Below are 19,185 nucleotides of genomic sequence, written 5' to 3' on the forward strand. Positions count from 1 at the left end.
GGAGAGGGTCAACCAACCGCTCCCTCTCCCCCTGGGGAGAGGGCTGGGGAGAGGGGTATCGGCACAAGGCCAGACTTCCCTCTCCCGGTCCTTCGGACCACCCTCTCCCTGAAGGGAGAGGGTCAACCAACCGCTCCCTCTCCCCCTGGGGAGAGGGCTGGGGAGAGGGGTATCGGCGCAAGGCCAGACTTCCCTCTCCCGGTCCTTCGGACCACCCTCTCCCTGAAGGGAGAGGGTCATCAGATGCGCCTCTGCTGAGGCGCGCTTTTAAAGAGATGCGTATTTCTTGCGCAGGCGCTGACGGATCAGCTCGGCCAGGGTGTTCATGATGAAGGTGAAGGTCAGCAGTACCAGGGCCGAGAGGAACAGCACACGGTAGTGGGTACCACCGACTTCCGACTCGGGCATTTCCACCGCCACGTTGGCGGCCAGGGTGCGCATGCCTTCGAAGATGTTCACTTCCATCACCGGGGTGTTGCCGGTGGCCATCAGCACGATCATGGTCTCGCCCACGGCGCGGCCGAGGCCGATCATCAGGGCCGAGAAGATGCCCGGGCTGGCGGTGAGCAGGACCACGCGGGTCATGGTCTGCCAAGGCGTGGCGCCCAGGGCCAGGGAGCCGTAGGTGAGGCTGCGGGGTACGCTGAACACGGCGTCTTCGGCGATGGAGAAGATGTTCGGGATCACCGCGAAGCCCATGGCCAGGCCGACGATCAGGGCGTTGCGCTGGTCGTAGGTGATGCCGAGGTCATTGCTGATCCACAGGCGCATGTCGCCGCCGAAGAACCAGCTCTCCAGCATCGGGCTCATGCCCAGGGCGATCCAGCCCACCAGACCCACGACCGGAATCAGGATGGCCGCTTCCCAGCCGTCCGGCACGCGCAGGCGGATGGACTCGGGCAGGCGGCTCCAGATGAAGCCGGCCAGCAGGATACCGATGGGGGTCAGCAGCAGCAGGCTGAAGATGCCGGGCAGGTGGCCTTCTACATAGGGCGCCAGGAACAGGCCGGCGAAGAAGCCGAGGATCACCGTCGGCAGTGCTTCCATCAGCTCGATCACCGGTTTGACCTTGCGGCGCATCGACGGCGCCATGAAGTAAGCGGTGTAGATGGCCGCGGCGATGGCCAGCGGAGCGGCCAGCAGCATGGCGTAGAAAGCTGCCTTGAGGGTACCGAAGGTCATCGGCGCCAGGCTCAGCTTGGGCTCGAAGTCGGTGTTGGCGGCGGTGGACTGCCAGACGTACTTCGGCTCGTCATAGCTCTCGTACCAGACCTTGCCCCAGAGCGCGCTCCAGGACACTTCCGGGTGCGGGTTGCTGAGGCGGAAAGGCATCAGCTGACCACCTTCCTCGACCACGACGCGGTTGGCGCGCGGCGACAGGGCCAACAGGCCGGAACCATCGGTCACCGGTTCCACCAGCAGGGTGCGGTTGGCGGTGCTGTGGAACACACCGAGGTGGCCGGTAGCGTCCAGGGCGACGAAGCCCTTGCGGCGCTCTTCGGCGGTGATCTGCACCACCGGGGCGGTGCCCAGCTGGAAGTCGCGGATGTGCTTGAGGCGCGAGGAGCCGTCCGGGTCGCGGGCCATGAACCACTGGGCGATGCCGCCCTTGGAGTCGCCCACGATCAGGGAGATGCCGCCCAGCAGCATGTTGCTGGCGGTGACTTCGCGCTCGCCGTCTTCCAGCAGCTTGTAGCGGCCGTTCAGGGCGTGCTCGCGCAGGCTGAAGACGTCGGCCTGGGCACGGCCATTGAGCACGTAGAGCCACTGGTGGCGCGGATCGATGTAGATGGCCTTGATTGGTTCGACCATCTGCGGCAGCTCGACGCTGCTCTGCTCCTGGGTGGTCTCGCCGGTCAGCATGTTCTCTTCGCTGACCACCTGCTGCACGTGCAGCTGGTTGCCGGTGGAGCCGGCCAGCACCAGGGTCTCGTCATTGATGCTGAGGGCGATGTGCTCCAGGGCGCGGCCCTGGGCGTCCAGCGCCATGGGCGCATCACCGTAGGGGAAGCTGACCTGGGGCTCGATGGTCTTCTTGTTGTCCGGGTAGGTGACCTTGTAGCTGTGCTTGAAGATCAGCGCCTGGCCGTTGGACAGGCCCAGCACCACCAGCGGGCTGCCAGGCTGGTCCTGGCCGATGGACGCCACGCTGACGCCGGCCGGCAGCGGCAGTTGCTGGCGTTTCAATAGGCTGCCGTCCTTCACCGAGAAGAACTGCACTTCGCCCTTGTCGGCGACGCGCATGCCCACCATGTTCTGTTCTTCGAGCGCCAGCAGCAGCGGTTTGCCGGCGTCCTGCTGCAGCCAGGCCGGATTCTGCACCTTCCGCGCCGTCAGTTCGCCGCCCTGGAACAGCGGCACCACCACATAGGCCAGGTAGAAGAAGATCAGGGTGATGGCCCCGAGCACGGCGAGGCCGCCAACCAGCACGTACCAGTGGGTCAGGCGGTCCATCAGCGCGCGCATCTTGCGCTTGCGCTGCATCGCCGGCGTGTTGAAGTCAATGCGGGCGGGAGGGTTCTTCGAAGTTGTGAGGGAGTTGGCCAGGTCAGTCATGGATTCGGGCTCTTGCCACAGTCAGCGCGCGGGCTTTTACGATGGGCGCACAGCCTACGGTCTTCGTGTGACAGAAAGATTACAGCGAGTTGACGTGGCGAAGCCCGCCCGGAGGAGGCCTCGGGCGGGCTTCTGCGACGGGGGTCTCCCGTCACCCTTGCGTCCTTGCGGAGCGGCGCGCACCTGGCCGCCGCTCCCTTATCCGGCCTGGATTACAGGCCCAGTTCCTTCAGGGTCTTCTCGGCGACTTTCGCCGGGACCGGGATGTAACCGTCCTTGACGACGATTTCCTGGCCCTGCTTGGACAGCACCATCTTCACGAACTCGGCTTCCAGGGGAGCCAGCGGCTTGTTCGGCGCCTTGTTCACGTAGACGAACAGGAAGCGGGACAGCGGGTAGCTGCCGTTCAGGGCGTTCTGCTCGTTGTCTTCAACGAACTCGCCGCCTTCCTTCTTGGCCAGGGGCACAGTCTTCACGCTGGAAGTCTTGTAGCCGATGCCGGAGTAGCCGATGCCATTGAGCGACTGGCTGATGGACTGCACCACGGAAGCCGAACCCGGCTGCTCGTTGACGTTGCCCTTGAAGTCGCCTTTGCACAGGGCTTCTTCCTTGAAGTAGCCGTAGGTGCCGGATACCGAGTTACGACCGAACAGCTGGATCGGCTGGCTGGCCAGATCGCCGGTCACGCCCAGCTCACCCCAGGTCTTGATGTTGCTGGTGCCACCGCACAGGCGGTTGGCGGAGAAGATCGCGTCGACCTGCTGCATGGTCAGGCCTTTGATCGGGTTGTCCTTGTGCACGAAGATCGCCAGGGCGTCGACGGCCACCGGAACGGCGGTCGGCTTGTAGCCGTACTTCTCTTCGAAGGCCTGCAGCTCGACGTCCTTCATCTTGCGGCTCATCGGGCCCAGGTTGGCGGTGCCTTCGGTCAGAGCCGGCGGCGCGGTGGAAGAACCGGCGGCCTGGATCTGGATGTTCACGTTCGGGTACTCGCGCTTGTACGCCTCGGCCCACAGGGTCATCAGGTTGGCCAGGGTGTCGGAACCTACGCTGGAGAGGTTGCCGGACACGCCAGTGGTTTTCTGGTAGGCCGGGATGGACGGGTCGACAGCGGCGACCGCGCTGGCGGTGGCAACGCCGGCGGCGACGAAGGTCAGGGCCGCCATCAAACGCTTCAGTTTCATGCCTTGCTCCTAAGCAGGACGAGGGGGTTGAATGCTACGGGGGCCAGTATCGAGAGGCCGTATGACCACTCTATGAATTGATTGTGACAATTGGATGAATGGCCACCATCGCTTGTCCAAGGGTGGATCAAGCTCGAAAAACCACCTGGAGACATCCCCATGAAGCGCCACCCCCTGCTGCCCATCGCCCTCCTGGCGCTGTGCACAGCGTGCAGCGAACAGGCCACGCTGCGGGTCGAGGACGGTATCGGACCCAATCCGCAACTGCCCGCACCGAACAAGACCTTCATCCCCACGGTCAATGTCGCCCCCGTCGTCGGCTGGGCGCCGGGCACCATGCCAGTGGCCGCCGCCGGCACCCGGGTGAATGCCTTCGCCGAGGGCCTGCAGCATCCGCGCTGGCTCTACGTGCTGCCCAATGGCGACGTGCTGGTGGCCGAAAGCGCCGCGCCGGGCACCGACAAGCCGGCCGGCATCAAGAGCTGGGCGGCGGGATTCCTCATGAAGCGTGCCGGCTCCCAGGTGCCCAGCGCCAACCGCATTTCCCTGCTGCGGGATATCAATGGCGATAGCGTGGCCGACCTGCGCAGCACCTTCCTCAAGGGCCTCAACTCACCCTTCGGCATGGTGCTGGTGGGCAAGGACCTCTATGTCGCCAACGCCGACGCCCTGATGCGCTTTCCTTATGTAAAAGGCACCACTGAAATCAACGAGCCGGGGACCAAGGTCACCGACCTGCCCGCCGGCCTCAATCACCACTGGACCAAGAACGTCATCGCCAGCCGTGATGGCCGCAAGCTCTATATCACCGTCGGCTCCAACAGCAACGTCGGCGAGAACGGCATGGAGGCCGAGGAAGGCCGCGCCGCCATCTGGGAACTGGACCGCGCCAGCGGCAACAAGCGTCTGTTCGCCACCGGCCTGCGCAACCCCAACGGCCTGGCCTGGGAACCCCAGACCGGCAAGCTGTGGACGGCGGTGAACGAACGCGACGAACTGGGCAGCGACCTGGTGCCGGACTACATCACCTCGGTCAAGGATGGCGGCTTCTATGGCTGGCCCTACAGTTACTTTGGCCAGCACGTCGACGATCGGGTCCAGCCGCAACGCCCGGACCTGGTGGCCAAGGCCCTGGTGCCCGATTACGCCCTGGGCCCGCACACCGCGTCCCTCGGCATCGCCTTCGCCAAGGGCAGCAAGCTGCCGAACTTCAGGAACGGTCTCTTCGTCGGCCAGCATGGTTCCTGGAACCGCAGGCCCCACAGTGGCTACAAGGTGATCTTCGTGCCCTTCAAGGGCGGCAAGCCCAACGGCGAGCCGGTGGACGTGCTGACCGGTTTCCTCGACGAACAAGGCAACGCCCAGGGCCGGCCCGTGGACGTGAAGCTGGACAGCAAGGGCGCCCTGCTGGTGACCGACGATGTGGGCAACAAGGTCTGGCGGGTGAGTGCGGCGAAGAAGTGAGCCGCCGTAGGTTGGGCTGAGCCAAGCGAAGCCCAACGCAGGGCTGCCGGTTGTTGTGCGGGCATGAAACTGTAGGAGCGAGCTTGCTCGCGAAGCACTGCGCGGAGCTGTTCGCGAGCAAGCTCGCTCCTACGTCCGCTCGCCGATCAGCGCTTCTTCCCGATCAGGAATAACCCGATCAGCATCGCCACACCGCACAGCGTGCCGACGTAGTACGCCGGCCCGAGGCTGTCCCACTTCATCAGCAGCGACACCACCATGGGCGTCAGGCCGCCGAAGATGGCGTAGGCCAGGTTGTAGGAGAACGACAGCCCGGAGAAGCGCACCACCGCCGGGAAGGCCCTGACCATCACATAGGGCACCGCGCCTATGGTGCCGACGAACAGGCCGGTCAGCGCATAGAGCGGGAACAGCCAGTCCGGGTTGGCCTTGAGGCTGGTGTAGAAGGTCCAGGAGCTGGCCGCCAGCAGCAGGCCGCCGATCAGCAGGACACGCCCGGCGCCGAAGCGGTCGGACAGCACGCCCGCGGCGACGCAGCCGATGGACAGCAGGACAATGGCCAGGCTGTTGGCTTTGAGCGCGGTCGCGGCCTCGAAGCCGTAAACCGTCTGCAGCAGGGTCGGGGTCATCAGGATCACCACCACAATGGCGGCGGACAGCACCCAGGTCAGCAACATGGACAGCACGACGGCACCGCGATGACCGCGCAGCACGGTCTTCAACGGCACCTCGTCGGCCAGTGCCTTGCGCTGCTGCAGCTCGGCGAACACCGGGGTCTCATGCAGCCACTGGCGCAGGTAGACGGCGAAAAACCCGAATACGCCGCCCACCAGGAAGGGCAAGCGCCAGGCCCAGTCCAGCACTTCGGCGGGGGTATAGAGGCTGTTGATCAGGGTCGCCATCAGCGAACCCAGCAGGATGCCGGCGGTGAGGCCCGAGGTCAGGGTGCCGCAGGCGTAGCCGATATACCGCGTCGGCACGTGCTCGGAAACGAAGACCCAGGCACCCGGCACTTCGCCGCCGATGGCCGCGCCCTGCACGACGCGCATCAACAGCAGCGCGATCGGCGCCCAGATGCCGATCTGCGCGTAGGTGGGCAGGAGCCCCATCACCAGGGTGGGCACCGCCATCAGGAAGATGCTCAGGGTGAACATGCGCTTGCGCCCCAGCAGGTCGCCGAAGTGCGCCATGACGATGCCGCCCAGGGGACGCGCCAGGTAACCGGCGGCGAAGATGCCGAAGGTCTGCAGCTGGCGCAGCCATTCCGGCATCTCGGCAGGGAAGAACAGCTTGCCCACCACCGCGGCGAAGAACACGAAGATGATGAAGTCGTAGAACTCCAAGGCGCCGCCGAGGGCGGATAGCGACAGGGTCTTGTAGTCGCTGCGGGTCAGCGGACGCGAGGCGGGCGCCTCGGAGGCGAGCACGGAAGCCATGTTAGGGAATCTCGTCTGGGGCGGGCAGGACGTTTGCCGCTACGTGGGCGGAAAATCGCTTGGCAACATAGCAAAAAGCGTTAAATGTACACAGTGTCAGCCACAAAACCGCCGGCGGCGCGCTGCGGCGGTCGTCTCGTGGCGCCCGGTGGCTATATACTGCGCGCTGTTCAGCGCAGGTCGGCATGCAGTGGGTCGGCTGGCGCACAGGGAGGAGCGGGGCATCGCCCCTTTCCAGGCATCGGCGCCACACACACGAAACAGGCAGTCCCGGCATGATCGACATAGAAGAAGAAAACCTCACCCCGCAAGGCGACCTGGCCCTGCAGCTCACCGCGCTCCCGCGGGAAACCAACGGCTTCGGTGATATCTACGGCGGCTGGCTGGTATCCCAGATGGACCTGGCGGGCACCGCCATGGCCAGCAAGGTAGCCGCGGGCCGCGTGGCCACGGTGGCCATCGACCGCATGGCCTTCCTGGTGCCGGTGGCCGTGGGCGCCCAGCTCTCCTTCTATACCCAGACCCTGGAGATCGGCCGCAGCTCGATCCAGATGCTGGTGGAAGTCTGGAGCGACGACCCGCTCTCCAGCGAATGGCGCAAGGTTACCGAGGCGGTGTTCGTCTTCGTCGCCATCGACGGCAGCGGCCGCACCCGCCCGGTCCCGCAGCGGCGCGGCTGAGGGTTTTTTCACAGGGGCCGCTACGCGCCCCTTTGGCGATTTGATTCGCTCCCGAAACCCTGACCCGGATCTCGTTTCGTAGGTTGGGCAGAGCGAAGCGAAGCCCAACGCGGAGCCCGGAGACGCATTCGTTGGGCTTCGTCGAACTCAGCCCAACCTACGAAAGACCTCTACTCCAGCCGCAGCGCATCCACCGGATGCAGCTTCGCCGCGCGCCGCGCCGGCGCCAGCCCAGCGCCTATTCCCACCAATGCCGAGAGCAGCAGCGCCAGCAGCACCAGCAGCGGGCTCAGGCTCAGGGGTAGCCCCGGCACCAGCCAGTGCAGCAGCACCAGCAGCACGCCGACCACCAGCAGGCCGAGCAGGCCGCCCAGCAGCGAGAGCAGCGTCGCCTCCGCGAGGAACAGCGCCAGCACCTGGCGCGGCGCGGCACCCACCGCTCGGAGCAGGCCGATCTCGGCAGTCCGCTCGCCGACCGTGGTGGTCATGATGGTGAGGATGCCCACCGCCCCCACCAGCAATGAAATGCCACCCAGGGCGGTGATGCCCAGGGTGAGGGTGGCAAGTATCCGGTTGAGGCTGCCCAGCAGGTCGCTCTGGGAGGTCAGGCGGAAGTCCTCGCGACCATGCCGCTGCACCAGCAGCCGGCGCACCTGCCCGGCGAAAGCCTCGGCCGGGGTGCTCTGGTCGAACAGCACATGGATCTTCACCAGGCCAACGCGATTGAACAGGCTCTCCGCCCAATCGACGGGTATGTAGGCGATATCGTCGAGATCGAAACCCAGCAGGTTGCCCTTGCTCGCCATCACCCCGATCACCCGGAAGCTCATGCCCCCCACCCGCACGCGCTGGCCCACGGGGTTGGCCTTCCCGAACAGTTCCTCTCCCAACTTCGAGCCCAGCACTACATAAGGTGGCGTACGGCCGTCCCGCGAGGGCGGCAGGAACTGCCCCTGGGCCATGCGCACGCGCCAGGCGGCGGCCAGTTGCGAGCCGCTGCCGAGTATGTCCACCCGCCGCTTGCGGGCACCGGCCTGGATATCGCCATTGCCCTGGATGATGGGCACCACGGACTCCGCGTGGGGCAGGCGGCCGAGGGCATCGGCGTCGGCGATGGACAGCGGCCGCGCACTGGCGAGGATGCCGCCGATACCGCCGGTGGGCAGGGTGCCGGGACGCACCGTGACCACCCGCGTGCCGAACTGGGCGAAGCTGTCCAGCACCCGATCACGCAGGCCTTCGCCCATGGCCGTGAGCAGCGCCACCGCGGCGATGCCGATGGCCACCCCGAGCAGGGTCAGCAGACTGCGCAGGGGCTGGCTGGTGAGGGCCGAGCCGCACAGCGCGAGGCCGTCGCGCCAGCGCATCAGCGGCCGCCCTGCGGGCGCAGCGCCTGCACCGGTGCCTGGGCCGCAGCGTGGTTGGCCGGCAGCCAGGCGAACAACAGCGCCGCGCCCAGGGCCAAGGCCGGTGCGCCCAGGCGCGCCCACCAGGGCGCATACAGCGGCAGGTCGCTGGCCAGCCTTCCGACCCAGAGCAGCAACTCACCCAGCCCCAGCCCCAGCCCGGCGCCGAGCAGCGCCAGCAGCGCCGCCTCACCGAGGAACAGCAGGCGCACCTGGGCCGAGCTGGCGCCTATGGCCTTGAGCAGGCCGATCTCGGCGGTGCGCTGTAGCACGGCGATCCAGGTGACGTTCATGATCAGGATGCCGGACACCAGCAGGCTGATGGCGGCGATGCCGGCCAGCGCCAGGGTCAGGCCGTCGAGGATGCCGTCGAAGGCGGCGAGCATCGAATCCTGGCTGAGCAGGGTGACGTCTTCCTCACCCTGGTGCCGCTCCGTGAGGGTCGCCAGTACCTGCCGCCGGGCGCTGGCCATGTAGCTGGGGCCACGCACTTCGACGAAGACGCGGAACAACCCATCGCGGTCGAACAACACCTCGGCGCTGGCCACCGGGATGATCAGCGCCTCGGAGAAATCCATGCCCAGGGATTCGCCGCGCTCATCCAGCACCCCCACCACCCGGAAGCGCCGGTCGCCGGCACGCAGCCACTGGCCCAGAGCCGGAGCATTGCCGAACAGGTCGCGGCGCAGGCGGCTGCCGATCACGCAGACCTCCTCCGCCTGCCCCGGCTCCAGCTCCGGCAGCGCGCGCCCCTGGGCGAGATGCAGTTGGCGGATGGCGAAGAAGGCGCGGGTGGTGCCCAGGGCCAAGATCTCGCGGTTGCGGTTGTCGCGGCTGACCTCCAGTTGCCCGGCATGCAGCGGCGCCACCCGGCGCACCGCCGGCAGGCGGCCGAGCGCCGCGGCGTCGGCCTGGGTCAGGGACCGTGGAGCCATGCCGGTGATGGGCGGCATGCCGCCGGTGGTCTCGTTACGCCCCGGCAGGACGATGAGGATGTCGCGCCCGAGCAGGGAAAACTCCCCCAGCACATAGGCCCGTGCACCCTGCCCCAGGCCACCCAGCAGGGTCACGGCGAACACGCCGATGGCGATGGCCAGCAAGAGCATGGCGCTGCGCGATCGGTGTCCACGCAGGGCGCCGAACCAGAGCTGGCAGGCGTCCAGCGGATCCATCAGGCCGCACCCTGGCGGCGATCACAGAAGATGCGCCCGTCGCGCATCTGCACTTGGCGGCGGGCGCGGGCGGCATGCTGGGCGTCGTGGGTGACCAGGATCAGGGTCAGCCCCTCGGCGTTCAGCTCCTCCAGCAGGTCCACCACCTCGGCGCCGGACTGGCTGTCGAGGTTTCCGGTGGGCTCGTCGGCCAGCAGCAGCCGAGGCTGCATCACCATGGCGCGGGCGATGGCCACCCGCTGGCGCTGGCCGCCGGACAGCTCGGCCGGATGGTGCCGCAGGCGCTCGCCCAGCCCCAGGCGCTCGGCCAGATGCAGGCCGCGCCGGCGCCGTTCGGCGGGATCGATGCCGGCCAGGAGCATGGGCAGCTCGATATTCTCGAAGGCGGTCAGCCGCGGGATCAGGTGGAAGGACTGAAAGACGAAGCCGATCAGGCGGCTGCGCAGGGCGGCACGGCGTTCCTCGCCGAGGCAGGCGGTTGCTTCCTCGTCCAGCCAGAACTCGCCACTGTCCGGCGCATCCAGCAGGCCGAGGATATTCAGCAGAGTGGACTTGCCGGAACCGGAAACGCCGGTGACGGCGAGGTACTCGCCATCAGCCACCTCCAGGTCGAGGCAATCGACGCCCCGCACCCGCTGCTCGCCCAGCTGGAAGCAACGACTGATCTGGTGCATGAGGATCACGGCGCGCGCTCCGCGGATTCGCCGCTGGGGCTGACCACGCTGCCATCGACCAGGCCTTCGTGCTCCAGGCTGGGGATGATCCGATCGCCGGCTGCCAGGCCACCCTTGACCTCGCTCCAGCGCCAGTTGGCCAGGCCGATTTCCACTTTCTGCTCATGCAAGTGGCCGTTGCTGGGGTCATAACGCAGCACTTTGCCGCCCTCCAGCAGGCTCTCGGTCGGCACCCGCAGTGCCTGCTTGCGCTGCGCCAGGAGGATTTCCACATCGGCGCTGTAACCGCTGAGCAACATCAGGTCCCGAGGCACCCGCTCGAACTTCACTTCGATGTCGACGGTGCGCGCCTGCTTCTCCAGCTCGCGGACGAAGGGCGCGATGCGGCTGACCCGGCCCTCGAAGCTGCGTCCGCGGAAGGCGTCGAGAGTGATGCGCACAGGCATGCCGGGCCGCACCAGGGCGGCGTCCACTTCATCGATGGGCGCTTCGACATAGAGGCACTGGTCGTCGATCAGGTCCACCGCCGCCGGCGTCGGTATGCCCGGCGGCGACGGGGTGACCACTTCGCCCAGTTCGCCGTTGATTTCCGCCACTATGCCGGCGAAGGGCGCCCGCAGGGTGGCCTGGTCCAGCTGTGCCCGCTGCAGGTCCAGACTGGCTTCGGCTTCGCGGATCTTCGCTTCGCCGCTACTGCACAAGAGCTGCGACAGACGCGCGCGGGTGGCGCTCTGGTCGAGCACGTCCTGGGCGGCCAGCTTGCGTTCGGCCAGGCGATCGAGACGCTGCAGGTCGCGCTGGTCCTGGCTGGCCTGGCTGCAGCTCTGCTCGCGCAGGTTGCGCTGCGCGTCGAGGCGCGCGCGGGCTTCTTCGACCCGCGCCTCCAGGTCGTCCTGACGCAGGCGCATGAGCACGTCGCCGGCCTGCACCCGTTGTCCGGCGTGGATCAGCAGTTCGCTGACCTGGCCGCCGGTCTTGAAGGAAAGGTGGGCACGCCTGCACGCCTTCACGGTACCGGCACGGGTATTGGCCACCAGGGTTTCCACCGCACCATTGGCCACTTCCACCAGTTGCACGGGAATCGGGTCGGGGCGCACCCAGAATCCCGCCAGCAGCATCAGAGGGACAAAAATAGGAATAATTATCAGTAGCTTGCGCATGGAACCGCTCCACTTGTGAGTGGCTAAGTAGAGTCTAGGTCGGTCGCTATGGCTGCTTTCGGCACCAACGTCCCGCTGTCTCCGGCCCCTTCCCAAGGAACGCCCTTAAATCACGACCTTAGCGACACCTCGCAACTGGGCCTGGAAATTGGCCTCCTGACCATCAATGTCAAAATGCCGACAAGTGGCCTCGCACTTGCGAGCGCCAAATGAGAACGCGTCAAAATCAGGTCGCTCGCAACCTGGAAACCGGTACTTGGTCGAATGCTGTGAAAGCCCTTGCCGCGTCTGCCATGCTGGTTCGAAATAGCAGATGGCGCCCCGGCGACTCGAAAGCACAGCAAGCGGAGACTGCGATGTACAACGAAACCCTGCCCACCGTGGAACAGCTGGTAGTGGATGAACTGGTCTGCTGGCGAGTGCACACCCGCCACGCCGAACTGCTGGTGGCCCAGCAAGGTGCACAGGTGCTGAGCTATCAGCCCCATGGTGAGGAGCCGGTGATCTGGCTGAGCGGCCAGGCCGGCTATCAAAAGGGCAAGGCGGTGCGCGGCGGCGTGCCGGTGTGCTGGCCCTGGTTCGGCGACCTGCGACGCAATCCGGCGCAGGTCCAAGGCATGCACCAGGGTGGACCGATCTGCCCGGCCCACGGCCTGGTACGCGAACTCGAATGGGAACTGCTGAACATCGACACCGACGGCCCCGCCGTCCACCTGGCCTTCACCCTCGACAGCCGCAGCCCGCTGCTGCCCGGCTGGCCCCATGCCGCGAAGCTGCGCCTGGACATCCGCCTGGGCGAGCAACTGCAACTGACGCTCTCCACCCATAACCTGGGCGACTCGCCCCTGGCCCTGAGCCAGGCGCTGCACAGCTATTTCGCGATCAGCGACATCCGCGAAGTGGAAGTGGAGGGCCTGGACGGCTGCCGCTACATCGAGACCCTGGAGGACTGGCAGCAACGCAAGCAGCAGGGAAATATCAGGTTCAGCGGCGAAACCGACCGCATCTACCTGGATACGCCCCGGCGCATGAGCATCCTCGACCGCACCTGGAAGCGTCGCATCGAGCTGGACGTCAGCGGCTCATCCTCGGCCGTGGTATGGAACCCCTGGATCGACAAGTCCCGGCGCCTCAGCCAGTTCGACGGGGACGCCTGGCAGGGCATGCTCTGCATCGAGACCGCGCGGGTGATGGATGATTTCCTGGTGCTCAAACCGGGCGACGAGCACCGCATGGAGCTGAAGGTCAGCAGCAAACCGCTGTGAACAGGGCACGCCAGGGGCAGGCTTTTCTGTAGGGGCGAATTCATTCGCCAAGCAGGCCGGAGGCCTGCCCTTGAAGTCCGAGCAAGACTGGAACATCCCTCACCCCAGCCTCTCTCGGAGCGAGAGGGGCTAAAGCTGCGGGAAAGATTGAAGGATCACAGGTCCTCCTCCTCCACCAGCCTCACCTGCCCCGCATCCAGGGCATAGGCGGCGTCCGCCAGGTCATTGCTGACCTGCTCGACCTTCAGTTTGCCGTCCACCCAGATGGGCGCGTAGATGTCGTCCAGGGCGATGCCCTTGGGGTAGCGCACCAGCACTATCTGGTTCGGCGGCGGCGGCGGGACATGGATGCAGGCGCCGGGATAAGGCACCAGGAAGAACAGGGTGCTACGGCCCTTGGCATCGCTTTCCAGGGGTACCGGATAGCCGCCTATATGGATCTCCTTGCCATTCAGGGCGGCCACCGTCCGGGTCGAATACATCACCGCCGGCAGGTCCTTCTGCTGCCTGAGCCCACCCTTCTGGCTGAAGGAGCCGTCGGCCTCGGGGCTGTCGTGGCTGATTTCAGGCATTTCCTCGAGGGCCTTGCGGTCCTCGGGCGGCATCAGTTCAAGCCAGTCGGTTTCGGGGAGTTCGGCGCGGGCGAGGGAGCAGCAGAACAGCAGGAGCAGGCAGGCAAGACGGTGCATGGAATGACTCGTGGAAGCGGGGCAGGAACGTCTGGTGCCAAGATTAACCGCGCGCCCGAGTGGTTCCCAGCCCCACTGGGCGGCGCCTAGCTTTTCCTGACGAGGCCGTAGATCACCAGCAACACCACAGCGCCTATCACCGCGCCGATGAAGCCCGCGGCCTGCCCGGCCTGGTAAATACCCAGGGCCTGGCCGCCATAGGTGGCCGCCAGCGAACCGCCGATGCCGAGCAGGATGGTCATGATCCAGCCCATGCTGTCGTCGCCAGGTTTGATGAAGCGAGCGACCAGACCGACGATCAGGCCGATGATGATGGTGCCGATGATGCCCATGACATTCCCTCCGAGGTGGTTGGGGTATGCCTGAGCCTAGTAGTGCGGGGTCTTTCGTGCCATCGGCCGCCCTCCCGAAGGAAGGCGGCCGGCGGACGGTCAGTCCTTGGCGATCAGCGCTTCCACGGCCGCGATCTGGCGATCGAGGGTGGCGCGGTCGGCGCAGCGCAACGTGGCGTGGCCCACCTTGCGGCCGGCCTTGAAGGCCTTGCCGTAGTGATGCAGGTGACAGTCGGCGACAGTAACGACCTTATCCACAGCCGGCACTTCGCCGATGAAGTTGAGCATGGCGCTCTCGCCCAGCTTGGCAGTGGAGCCCAGCGGCAGGCCGGCAACGGCGCGCAGGTGGTTCTCGAACTGACTGCACTCGGCGCCTTCGATGGTCCAGTGGCCGGAGTTGTGCACGCGCGGGGCAATTTCGTTGGCCTTCAGGCCACCGTCCACTTCGAAGAACTCGAAGGCCAGCACGCCGACGTAGTCGAGCTTGGTCAGCACACGGCCAACGTAGTCCTCGGCCAGCGCCTGCAGCGGATGCTCGGTGCTGGCGATGGACAGGCGCAGGATGCCGTTCTCGTGGGTGTTGTGCACCAGCGGATAGAAGCGGGTCTCGCCATCACGGGCACGCACCGCCACCAGGGACACTTCGCCAGTGAAGGGCACGAAACCTTCGAGGATGCAGGGCACGCTGCCCAGCTCGGCGAAGGCGCCGGCCACGTCCTCGGGCTTGCGCAGGACTTTCTGGCCCTTGCCGTCGTAACCCAGGGTGCGGGTCTTGAGCACGGCCGGCAGGCCGATGCTGGCGGCCGCGGCGTCGAGGTCGGCCTGGGACTGGATGTCGGCGAAATCCGGGGTCGGAATGCCCAGGTCCTTGAACATGGACTTCTCGAACCAGCGGTCGCGGGCGATGCGCAGGGATTCGGCGCTCGGGTAGACCGGCACGAACTGGGAGAGGAAGGCTACGGTCTCGGCCGGAACGTTCTCGAATTCGAAGGTCACCAGGTCCACTTCATCGGCCAGCTGGCGCAGGTGATCCGGGTCGCCGTAATCGGCGCGGATGTGCTCACCCAAGGCGGCGGCGCAGGCGTCCGGTGCCGGGTCGAGGAAGGCGAAGTTCATGCCCAACGGGGTGCCCGCCAGGGCCATCATGCGGCCGAGCTGGCCGCCACCGATTACGCCGATCTTCATGACTCAGGCCTCACGCGGGTCCGGGTTGTCCAGGACCATGTCGGTCTGCTCGCGGCGGAAGTCCTTCAGCGCCACGTGGTATTTGGGGTACTTGCCGCCGAGGATGCTGGCGGCCAGCAAGGCGGCGTTGATCGCACCGGCCTTGCCGATGGCCAGGGTGGCGACCGGGATGCCGGCAGGCATCTGCACGATGGACAGCAGGGAATCGACGCCCGAGAGCATGGACGACTGCACCGGCACGCCGAGCACCGGCAGGTGGGTCTTGGCGGCGCACATGCCCGGCAGGTGGGCGGCACCACCGGCACCGGCGATGATCACCTCGATGCCACGGCCTTCGGCCTCTTCGGCGTATTGGAACAGCAGGTCCGGAGTGCGGTGGGCGGAAACCACCTTCACTTCATAGGGAATGCCCAGCTTTTCCAGCATGTCGGCGGTGTGGCTGAGGGTGCTCCAGTCGGACTTGGAGCCCATGATCACGCCTACCAGTGCGCTCATCGTCGTGCCTCTCGTGGTGCGCCTGACGGCGCGTCAAAAACCAACAAGCCACGCAATGGCGTGGCTTGTCTGCGATGGGGGCCTGGCTGCGGGGCGCGCTGCCGGCCGAAGGCCGCGCAGTATAACGCAAAGCCGCGCCCGGCGTGCAGTTGCGCTTACCGCTCGTCCAGTGCCCTGCTCCAAGGCTCGCGGACGCGGCCAAACTTTGCTCCAGCGCAATGCTCGCAAGAGGTAGCGGCGCAGAATCGTAAACCTCTTCCAAGGAGGTGCTAGCCATGAACCAAACCATGAAAGCTGCGGTTGTCCACGCCTTCGGCGAGCCGCTACGGATCGAGGAAGTGAAGGTTCCCCTGCCCGGCCCCGGGCAGATTCTGGTGAAGATCGAAGCCTCGGGCGTGTGCCACACCGACCTCCACGCCGCCGAAGGCGACTGGCCGGTGAAGCCCAGCCTGCCCTTCATCCCCGGCCATGAGGGTGTGGGCTACGTGGCGGCGGTGGGTGCCGGTGTCACACGGGTCAAGGAAGGCGACCGCGTCGGCGTGCCCTGGCTCTACACCGCCTGCGGCTGCTGCGAGCATTGCCTCACCGGCTGGGAAACCCTCTGCGAGAGCCAGCAGAACACCGGCTACTCGGTGAACGGCGGCTATGCCGAATATGTGCTGGCCGACCCTAACTTCGTCGGAGTTCTGCCGAAAAACGTCGAATTCGCCGAGATCGCGCCAATCCTTTGCGCGGGCGTCACCGTCTACAAAGGCCTCAAGGTGACTGGCGCGCGGCCCGGCCAGTGGGTAGCCATTTCCGGCATCGGCGGCCTCGGCCATGTGGCGGTGCAATACGCCCGCGCCATGGGCCTGCACGTGGCCGCCATCGATGTGGACGACACCAAGCTGGAGCTGGCCCGCAAGCTTGGCGCCGGCATCACCATCAACGCCCGCGACGAAGACCCCGCAGCAGTCATCCAGCGGGACATCGGCGGCGCGCACGGGGTGCTGGTGACGGCGGTGTCCAACAGCGCCTTCGGCCAGGCCATTGGCATGGCGCGACGTGGTGGCACCGTGGCCCTGGTGGGGCTTCCGCCGGGGGACTTCCCGACGCCGATCTTCGATGTGGTGCTCAAGGCCATCAGCATCACCGGCTCCATCGTCGGCACCCGCGCCGACCTGCAAGAAGCCCTGGACTTCGCCGAGGAAGGCCTGGTGAAAGCCACCATCCACCGCGACAAGCTGGACAACATCAACGGCATCTTCGACCAGATGCGCGCCGGCAAGATCGAAGGCCGTATCGTCGTGGAAATCTAGGCAACCCGGAACCCGTAGGAGCCAGCTTGCTGGCGAACAGCCCTCCCCCCTTCGCCAGCACGCTGGCTCCTACAAGATTTGCGGTTTCCCGTGGCGATGCCCCCTTTCAAGCTTGCGCGCCCGAGCGCGTCGGTCTCCGAGCGAGTTCCCTTACAAACATTCAAGCAACATCCCACAAAGGGACTGCTGGCATCCCAAACCCCTATCCCGCCTGGCCCACTAGAATGTGGGCCCAATTGAAACAGCCAATCTGCCCAACGCCATCAGCCCTTCCGGGACATTTTCTGTCTGCCTGCGGGAAGTGCCGTCACGGGCGAAGGCAGGATATGGACGGTTCAACGGCGATGGCAAACCAGACTCCAAACCCTTTATCCAATCCAGAACGCCCACGGCGTTTTACCGCGCCTGCGCCGGCTACAGCGCTCGAACGGGCGCCGAGAGGGCGAGGCTGCACAGCCAGGTGCCTCCTCGCGACTGTCGCCTGCATCCTGCTGGTGTTGACGATCAGCGCCAACGCATGGGCCGATATCAGCTTCGATGGCCCCACCCGCTTCATCTTCGAGGGCGACCAGGAGCAACTGACGGTGGTTATCGTCAACGAAGGCGATGAAGTCGCTCTGGTTCAAGTGACGCTCGGCTGGGGGGATGGACGCGACTCAGCCGAACTGCCCATGGCCATTTCCCGGCCACTGCTGACGATCCCCGCCCATGGCAAAGCCTCGGTGGACATCCTCTACCAGGGTCAGGGGCTTCCCGTTGACCGGGAGTCCTACTTCTTGCTCAGTGTGCTGGAAGTCCCCAGACAAGCATCGGCAAAAAACGTCATCCAGATCGCCCTGAAACACAGCCTGAAGCTGTTTTATCGCCCCAAGCTGCCAGGTACGCCGTTGGCAGCATCGGAATCGCTTCGCTGGACCCGTGCAACTGGAGCCGGATCCGCCCGGCTGAAGGCTCACAACGACTCCCCGTATTACATGACCCTGACCGACATCGACCTACAGGACGGGCAGGGCAACGCCTGCGGAACCCAGACAAAACACCTGATGATCGCCCCGTTCTCCACCCTCGACCTGTCCGTTCCCGATTGCTGGGAAGCAGTGACCACGCTGACTTACAGCTACATCGACGACGGCAACATTGCCCACCCGCACCACGCGCCCATCAATGCACATTGATATTTGCCGAGGCCGCTTTCAATGAGACTCACGTTATTCGCCATCACCGCATTGTTCGCCTGCTGGTACACCCCTGAAAGCCATGCATATCCATGGTCCCCGTACACCTGTGACACCTCCTGGGGTAGTTGGAATGTCCAGGAACTGGGCATTGATGACAGCGTCCTCGTTCCCAAATCCGTTCCGGCCGGCACCATCTTCTGGCGTTCACCTGAACAACGCCTCGATTACAACTGCTGGCTTGGCCCCACAAGTTTCGCGGTCTACTTCTTCCTCAATCCAAACAACACGAACCTTGGCCCCGATGTTGATGTGGGCGTCACCCTCGATGGCAGGGATTACCTCACCTCCAGCAAGCAAAAGGTGCATTCATACACTTTTTCAGCCAACAATAGCCTTCCTGGCCAGATCAGTCACAACGACGGCAGGTCCTACACCGTTTCCGTGTATCTGGTGAAGAAATCAGCGGCCGGCTTGCCGGAGAAAGACACAAAGGTCTCACTCAGCAATTTCACGCTGTTTCGGATCGGCAAAGAAGACAGGCCGATTGCCCAATCGCTTTCCGTGAAGCCCGGGCGGTTGGACACAGGCGTCATCCCTTGCCAATCCACGGTCAGCATCAGCCCTACGACGATCGATTTCGGTAGCGTCAGCTCGTCCAACGCAACGGCGGGACAAGAAATCGCTCGAAGAACCTTTCGCATCGCCGAGCAGCGAACCTGCACCAGCCCGACCATTTATGGCCTCAATGGCATGCTGACGCCGACGGGCAATGCCACCCTGGCGGATAACCAGGGCACTCTGGTGCCGAACGACAATAGCTCGGTGGGCATCTCCATCTTCGATCAGGAAAGCCAGAACCCGATTCCTTTCCAGCGCCAGTTCACGATCACCCCGAGCGTGGATACCGCCGGTAATGTCCGCGAATTCGACGCCAGCCTGAAATGGCGCACCAGCACGCCCAAGCTGGGCGAATTCAACGCGGGTGCAGTGCTCGAAGTGTTTTACCGCTAA

Annotated in this window: 17 protein-coding genes; 6 read left to right on the forward strand and 11 right to left on the reverse strand. The window is 65.5% G+C overall.

Annotation, left to right across the window (positions count from 1 at the left end):
• Window positions 1-267 precede the first annotated feature (267 nt).
• Together E8F12_RS18370 and E8F12_RS18375 are read right to left on the reverse strand one after the other, a co-directional pair.
• The gene (locus E8F12_RS18370) at window positions 268-2,253 is read right to left on the reverse strand and encodes an ABC transporter permease subunit (protein WP_280326821.1); all 1,986 of its coding nucleotides are present in this window, start codon (window positions 2,251-2,253) and stop codon (window positions 268-270) included.
• Window positions 2,254-2,768: 515 nt separating this feature from the next.
• Window positions 2,769-3,740 (reverse strand): phosphate ABC transporter substrate-binding protein PstS family protein, encoded by a 972-nt coding sequence (locus tag E8F12_RS18375; RefSeq protein WP_280326645.1) that lies wholly within the window; start codon window positions 3,738-3,740, stop codon window positions 2,769-2,771.
• 159 nt (window positions 3,741-3,899) lie between these two features.
• Between E8F12_RS18375 and E8F12_RS18380 the strand changes: the two genes are divergently transcribed.
• Window positions 3,900-5,204, forward strand: coding sequence for a sorbosone dehydrogenase family protein (locus E8F12_RS18380; protein WP_280326646.1), 1,305 nt, complete (start codon window positions 3,900-3,902; stop codon window positions 5,202-5,204).
• 146 nt (window positions 5,205-5,350) lie between these two features.
• Here E8F12_RS18380 and E8F12_RS18385 read toward each other — a convergent pair whose 3' ends face one another.
• Window positions 5,351-6,640 (reverse strand): MFS transporter, encoded by a 1,290-nt coding sequence (locus tag E8F12_RS18385; RefSeq protein ID WP_280326647.1) that lies wholly within the window; start codon window positions 6,638-6,640, stop codon window positions 5,351-5,353.
• A 275-nt stretch (window positions 6,641-6,915) separates the two neighbouring features.
• Between E8F12_RS18385 and E8F12_RS18390 the strand changes: the two genes are divergently transcribed.
• Window positions 6,916-7,320, forward strand: coding sequence for an acyl-CoA thioesterase (locus tag E8F12_RS18390; RefSeq protein ID WP_280326648.1), 405 nt, complete (start codon window positions 6,916-6,918; stop codon window positions 7,318-7,320).
• A 170-nt stretch (window positions 7,321-7,490) separates the two neighbouring features.
• Here the strand turns inward: E8F12_RS18390 and E8F12_RS18395 are convergent, their stop codons facing one another.
• The 4 genes from E8F12_RS18395 to E8F12_RS18410 are packed head-to-tail and all read right to left on the reverse strand — an operon-like array spanning window position 7,491 to window position 11,732.
• A complete protein-coding gene (locus tag E8F12_RS18395) occupies window positions 7,491-8,687 on the reverse strand; it encodes an ABC transporter permease (protein WP_280326649.1) in 1,197 nt (398 codons plus the stop codon).
• Window positions 8,687-9,898, reverse strand: coding sequence for an ABC transporter permease (locus tag E8F12_RS18400; protein ID WP_280326650.1), 1,212 nt, complete (start codon window positions 9,896-9,898; stop codon window positions 8,687-8,689). The genes E8F12_RS18395 and E8F12_RS18400 overlap by 1 nt, the downstream gene beginning before the upstream one ends.
• Window positions 9,898-10,572 (reverse strand): ABC transporter ATP-binding protein, encoded by a 675-nt coding sequence (locus E8F12_RS18405; protein WP_280326822.1) that lies wholly within the window; start codon window positions 10,570-10,572, stop codon window positions 9,898-9,900. Before E8F12_RS18405 ends, E8F12_RS18400 begins: the two co-directional genes overlap by 1 nt.
• 5 nt (window positions 10,573-10,577) lie before the next feature.
• Window positions 10,578-11,732, reverse strand: coding sequence for an efflux RND transporter periplasmic adaptor subunit (locus E8F12_RS18410; protein WP_280326651.1), 1,155 nt, complete (start codon window positions 11,730-11,732; stop codon window positions 10,578-10,580).
• A 356-nt stretch (window positions 11,733-12,088) separates the two neighbouring features.
• Between E8F12_RS18410 and E8F12_RS18415 the strand changes: the two genes are divergently transcribed.
• Window positions 12,089-12,997: a D-hexose-6-phosphate mutarotase gene (locus E8F12_RS18415; protein ID WP_280326652.1), complete on the forward strand. Its 909-nt coding sequence runs from the start codon at window positions 12,089-12,091 to the stop codon at window positions 12,995-12,997.
• Window positions 12,998-13,152: 155 nt separating this feature from the next.
• On the opposite strand, the gene E8F12_RS18420 is transcribed toward E8F12_RS18415, so the two are convergent.
• The 4 genes from E8F12_RS18420 to purE form a co-directional block, all read right to left on the reverse strand.
• Window positions 13,153-13,686: a DUF3299 domain-containing protein gene (locus E8F12_RS18420; RefSeq protein ID WP_280326653.1), complete on the reverse strand. Its 534-nt coding sequence runs from the start codon at window positions 13,684-13,686 to the stop codon at window positions 13,153-13,155.
• An 86-nt stretch (window positions 13,687-13,772) separates the two neighbouring features.
• Window positions 13,773-14,018 carry a GlsB/YeaQ/YmgE family stress response membrane protein gene (locus E8F12_RS18425; protein ID WP_280292004.1) on the reverse strand — a complete coding sequence of 82 codons (246 nt, stop codon included), beginning with the start codon at window positions 14,016-14,018 and terminating at the stop codon, window positions 13,773-13,775.
• Window positions 14,019-14,117: 99 nt separating this feature from the next.
• Window positions 14,118-15,203, reverse strand: a complete 1,086-nt coding sequence (locus E8F12_RS18430; RefSeq protein WP_280326654.1) for a 5-(carboxyamino)imidazole ribonucleotide synthase — start codon at window positions 15,201-15,203, stop codon at window positions 14,118-14,120.
• Between the two features lie 3 nt (window positions 15,204-15,206).
• On the reverse strand, window positions 15,207-15,698 hold the full coding sequence (gene purE / locus E8F12_RS18435; RefSeq protein ID WP_151138478.1) for a 5-(carboxyamino)imidazole ribonucleotide mutase: 492 nt from the start codon (window positions 15,696-15,698) through the stop codon (window positions 15,207-15,209).
• A gap of 275 nt (window positions 15,699-15,973) precedes the next feature.
• Here purE and adhP point away from each other — a divergent pair, with 275 nt between their 5' ends.
• The 3 genes from adhP (at window position 15,974) to E8F12_RS18450 (ending at window position 19,185) form a co-directional block, all read left to right on the forward strand.
• A complete protein-coding gene (adhP, locus tag E8F12_RS18440; protein ID WP_280326655.1) occupies window positions 15,974-16,996 on the forward strand; it encodes an alcohol dehydrogenase AdhP in 1,023 nt (340 codons plus the stop codon).
• 494 nt (window positions 16,997-17,490) lie between these two features.
• Complete coding sequence (locus tag E8F12_RS18445; RefSeq protein ID WP_280326656.1) at window positions 17,491-18,171, forward strand: molecular chaperone; 681 nt, start codon at window positions 17,491-17,493, stop codon at window positions 18,169-18,171.
• Window positions 18,172-18,192: 21 nt separating this feature from the next.
• Window positions 18,193-19,185: a fimbrial protein gene (locus E8F12_RS18450; protein ID WP_280326657.1), complete on the forward strand. Its 993-nt coding sequence runs from the start codon at window positions 18,193-18,195 to the stop codon at window positions 19,183-19,185.

The sequence above is a fragment of the Pseudomonas sp. BN102 genome (genome assembly GCF_029871245.1).
Classification (GTDB): domain Bacteria; phylum Pseudomonadota; class Gammaproteobacteria; order Pseudomonadales; family Pseudomonadaceae; genus Metapseudomonas.